General features: G+C 57.9%; 5 protein-coding genes. 4 read left to right on the forward strand and 1 reads right to left on the reverse strand.

Annotated elements, in window-relative coordinates; translation table 11 throughout:
* A partial coding sequence (locus RTY00_RS20055; protein ID WP_312665779.1) for a fibronectin type III-like domain-contianing protein occupies positions 1 to 461 on the forward strand: 461 nt, incomplete at its 5' end.
* Positions 462 to 577: 116 nt separating this feature from the next.
* Positions 578 to 1441 carry an oxygenase MpaB family protein gene (locus RTY00_RS20060; protein WP_008102645.1) on the forward strand — a complete coding sequence of 288 codons (864 nt, stop codon included), beginning with the start codon at positions 578 to 580 and terminating at the stop codon, positions 1439 to 1441.
* A 3-nt stretch (positions 1442 to 1444) separates the two neighbouring features.
* Here RTY00_RS20060 and RTY00_RS20065 read toward each other — a convergent pair whose 3' ends face one another.
* Complete coding sequence (locus RTY00_RS20065; RefSeq protein WP_312665781.1) at positions 1445 to 1738, reverse strand: hypothetical protein; 294 nt, start codon at positions 1736 to 1738, stop codon at positions 1445 to 1447.
* Between the two features lie 225 nt (positions 1739 to 1963).
* Between RTY00_RS20065 and RTY00_RS20070 the strand changes: the two genes are divergently transcribed.
* Together RTY00_RS20070 and RTY00_RS20075 are read left to right on the forward strand one after the other, a co-directional pair.
* Positions 1964 to 3076 carry a suppressor of fused domain protein gene (locus tag RTY00_RS20070; protein WP_061717295.1) on the forward strand — a complete coding sequence of 371 codons (1113 nt, stop codon included), beginning with the start codon at positions 1964 to 1966 and terminating at the stop codon, positions 3074 to 3076.
* 152 nt (positions 3077 to 3228) lie between these two features.
* The coding region (locus RTY00_RS20075; RefSeq protein WP_312665782.1) for a methyl-accepting chemotaxis protein at positions 3229 to 4741 on the forward strand (1513 nt) is incomplete at its 3' end.

Consider the following 4741-nt stretch of genomic DNA (forward strand, 5'->3'; position numbering starts at 1 on the left):
TGCCAACCGGTCGTCCCTACAACTTCGCCAAGCCGAACAAGTACACCTCGCACTACTACGATGCGGTGAACGGTCCGCTTTATCCGTTTGGTTACGGTCTGAGCTACACCACCTTCACTGTATCGCCGGTGAAGATGTCGTCACGCACCATGCCGCGTAACGGTTCGGTGGAGGCGTCAGTGACCGTCACCAACAGCGGTAAACGCGATGGCGCGACCGTGGTGCAGCTCTATCTTAACGATCCGGTCGCCAGCATCAGCCGTCCGGTGCAGGAGCTGCGCGGCTTCCAGCGCATCATGCTGAAAGCCGGTGAATCACAGACCGTGAAGTTTAAAATCGACGTTGATGCGCTGAAATTCTGGAACCAGAAGATGCAGCACATCGCCGAGCCGGGCAAAATCAACGTTATGATTGGACTGGATTCGGTGCGCACCCAGGATGCGCAGTTTGATTATCTGTAAGTAAGATTGTGGCGCTCTTTGGTCCGGTCAGCATGAATGCTGACCCTACATGTTATGCTTCACTGTTTTTGTAGGGTCGGCATTTATGCCTACCTGGTCAACGAGCGCACAAACCCATGAACATCCGCGAACGCATCCAACAGCAAGTCTTCCGCCTCAACGGCCTGTCACTCAACGAATTCGACATCTCGCAACCGCCTGGCGATCCTGGCTTATTTGGCCCGGACCACGTTATCTGGCGCGTTCACGGCGACTTCACCTCCATGCTGTGCGGCGGCATCAGCGCCTTGATGCTGCAAATGTTGCATCCGGCGGCGCTGGCGGGCGTGTGGGATCACTCCAATTTCCGTCAGGACATGATGGGCCGCCTGCGCCGCACCAGCCAGTTTATTGCCGTCACCACCTTCGGTAACACCGCCGATGCCAATATCCTGATCGACCGCGTCAAACGGATTCACCTGCGCGTCACCGGTGTCGATAACGCGGGCAAGCCGTATGCCGCCAGCGATCCGCATCTGCTCACCTGGGTGCACGTCGCGGAAACCAGCCGTTTTCTGGCGGCGCATCTGCGCTATAAGAATCCGCAGCTCAGCCTCGCCGATCAGGATCGTTACTATCAGGAAGCGGCATTAGTTGCTGAAGCGCTAGGTGCGCAGCGGGTGCCGAAAAGCGTGCAGGCGGTTGAGGCGTATCTACAGATGATGCGGCCTGAGTTGATCTGCGATGCGCGCACGCTGGAGGTGATGCAGTTATTGATTAACGCGCCCGCTCCCAGCTGGCAGGCAAAACCGGCAATGCGCGTGATGCTGAAAGCGGGGATGGGATTGTTACCGGACTGGGCGCAACAGCAGATCCAGCAGCCGGTTGCGCCGCTGACGCAGTGGCGGGTGGATCGGGAAATGGCGGTGATCGCCGCACTGCTGCGCTGGTCGATTCAGCGCGGCGCTTATACTCGTGCGATGCAGCGCATGGGCCGCTAAAGGTTACAGATGCAGCTCATCCTGTTTGTTCGTGTAGGTGCGCGGTGTGCGCGCTTGACGTTTTAGCGCTAGCTGACGTTGCTGATAATGATGCAGCAACATGCCGAGCCCGAGGCCAATCAGCGCCAGCGGCAACAAGCTGTAATAGATATCAATCGATAATAACACCAGCAATGCCACGCCGCTTAGCAACAAGGTCAGCGACGACATCACCCACGTATAGCGGATAAACAGCCACACCAACATCACGAAAATAACCACATCCCGCAGGTTCAGATCGAGGTTTTGCAGCACCATGATGGCAGCTCCAAAGAGGCGAATGTGCAAACAATATCACGCGAAATTGTAAAAGAATCGCAAATTAATCTGAAGCTTGTCAGCCAGTTAAGCGGCGATTCATAAGCCGCTCTCATCTATTTCCCACCGCACTTTGAGAGTTTTACCCTTGTGTCACATGGCACGAGTGCCGATCCTGCTCTATTCTCGGGGAAAATGGATTCCTCCAGGTAATATCGAGGCGTTATGACCCACCAACCTCTGATTGCTGAGGTGCCGAATCAGCAACACACACTAACCGCGATCGTCGAGCAGGATGCGCGTACGGCTTATTTTTATATCTGGCCGAATGACCTGTTTCGCAGCCAATACGCGGTGCGCGGCTGCTGGCTGCGTAATCTGCTGCCTGCACCCGCGCAGGAAGATCGTGAAGCGATGGAGCAAGGTATCGCGCCGCTGCTGAGTGCCGAATATTGCCGCACGCTGGAAGCCGAGCCGATGCTCGATCCGGCGGGATTACAGGTGCTGTGGGAGCCCAGCGACGATGGCGCAGCGCTGTGGTATTACGGCCAATTGCTGGCGGTGATCCCCGGCTGGAGCCTGTATCAGGATAAGCAGGTGAGTTTTTCTGCTGCCTGCATCAAAGAGAATCGCCTGACTGCGCCGCTTGGATCGGCCTCCACCAACGATTACTACGCGCGCGCTGAACAGCAGCGCCACTTCTGGCGCGACTGGCACGACGGTCATTTGTGGGATGTGGTGCAGCGCGAGCTGATGCAGTGTTATCAGGCGCAGTTTGGCGAGTCGGTAAAATATTACTCCATCGATCAGGGCAACTGGCCGCCGATGGCGATTTCGCAGCACTTGCACAATGGCGTTTGGTACTTCCTCACCTTGGGCATGGGAATTCGCCCGATGCCGCAGGTGGATCATCTGTTTGACGAGCTGGCCCCGCAGTATCGCCGCGTCGAGCTGGCGATGGCGGTAGACGGTGAAGTGATGACCGAAGCCAACGCGGTGCAGATGGCGAGCGCGCTGGCTGAGTTTGCCCATCTGCCTTGGGCGCGTCTGACCTGGATAGGCGAAGGACATACGCTGGCGTCGGAAGTGGCACCAGTTGGCTTTGAAAGTTTCCTGCTGGCGAATGATTTAGCGCCCGAAGCGGCGCAGTTCCGCCTGCCAAAACGTGACGGCGATCGTGTGAATCTGCTGTGGTGCACGCCGATTACCGAAGCCGAACGCCAGTTCGCCCAGGCGGACGATCGCGGTGGACAGCAGCTGCTGCAGCGGTTGCTGGCGGACGGCAATAATCATGTGTTCCGGCCACGGCAGGAAGTAGTGGAAACCCCCGCACCGTAAATCAGGTCGGCATCAATGCCGACCCTACGATTTTAAATTATCACCCAAATCAACTATTTCACTGCTTTGTGATCCCGCTCACCTCAAGTTCCCCATCAACACGCCGTTAACCTCGATCAGGCAACTCGCCAACCAGGGTAAGGGCACACATAATGTTCAAAACAACACAATCCCGTTTCACCGCGACGCTTGTCGCCTTTTTTGCCGGTCTGATGCTGGTTACCGTGCTGGTAATCAATCAGTTCATCGCGCCGCAACTCTCCGAAAATGAAAGTCGTCTGGTGCGTTACGAAGTGGACGGCCTGGCCGGTCGCATTGTCGAGCAGATGAACCGCGTACAGGCGCAGCAGCGCGCCATTACCGAAGCCGCAGGCGTGATGGACAGCGCAGCCATCGATACCTTGCTGCCCGCCTTAGTTAACCAATATCAGGACAGCAATGTGTTCGGCGGCGGCATCTGGCCGTTACCAAACCGTCGCGATCCCGCCAAAGAGAAAAACAGCTCATTCTTTGCGCGCAACGCCAGCAACCAGCTGCAGGTCAACACCTACTGGAACTCGGATGCCGCCGACAAATACTGGGAGCAATCCTGGTACAAAGATGGTTTAGCCGCGCCGAAGGGCCAGTGCGCATGGGCAAAAGCCTATCAGGATGCTGCCAGCCCACAGCCGCGTACCAACTGCGCAATGGCGATCTATCGCGATGGCACCGCGTGGGGCGTGGCGACCATTGACGTGACGCTCGGCTTCTTCAACCAGCTGGCAAAACAGATGGGTGAGGCGATTCAGGGCCGCGTGCTGATCGTTGAAGCTGACGGCAAAGTGGTGGGTAACGCTGCGCTGGTAGATGGCGCGCCGAAGCTGGAAAACCTCGCAGATACCCAGCTGCCGATGGCGTCCGCGCTGAAAGGTCTGTTGGCGCAGGCGGGCAGCCAGCCCGCGCAAACCACCTTTGAAGGTGAGGATGGCGAACACACGCTGTTCGTGCAGGCGATTGCCGGCAGCCCGTGGTATCTCGCCAGTGATGTGCCGTCGAGCTTGCTGGATGCACAAACCCACAGCATGTTGACGCGTCTTGGTCTGGTGCAGATTCCGCTGGCGGTGATCCTGCTGCTGGTGCTGCTCGGTTTTGTGCGTGCCATGATGAAACGTCTCGCCGTGCTGAACAGCAACATTGAAGCCTTATCAACCGGCGGTGCCGATTTGACACAGCGTCTGCCCGCCAGCAACAGCCCGGAATTCAACGCCGTGGCACAAAGCTTCAACCAGTTCATCGCCTATCTGCAAGGCCTGATGCGTCAGGTAGGCGACAGCGCACTGGCGATTACGGCGGCTTCGCGTGAAATCGCCAGCGGCAACGCCGATCTCTCGGCGCGTACCGAATCGCAGGCCAGTTCGATTGTTGAAACGGCGGCGTCGATGGAAGAGCTGACCGGCACGGTGCGGCAGAACGCCGACAACGCCACACACGCAAACCAGCTGGCAGATGGCGCGTCGCAGGTTGCGGCACGCGGCACCGAAGTGGTGCGTCAGGTGGTCACCACCATGGGCGCGATCAATCACTCATCGCGCAAAGTGGTCGATATCATCAGCGTCATAGACAGCATCGCCTTCCAGACCAACATCCTGGCGCTGAACGCGGCGGTTGAAGCGGCGCGCGCCGGTG

This window comes from Pantoea sp. CTOTU49201 (genome assembly GCF_032054795.1).
Classification (GTDB): domain Bacteria; phylum Pseudomonadota; class Gammaproteobacteria; order Enterobacterales; family Enterobacteriaceae; genus Pantoea; species Pantoea symbiotica.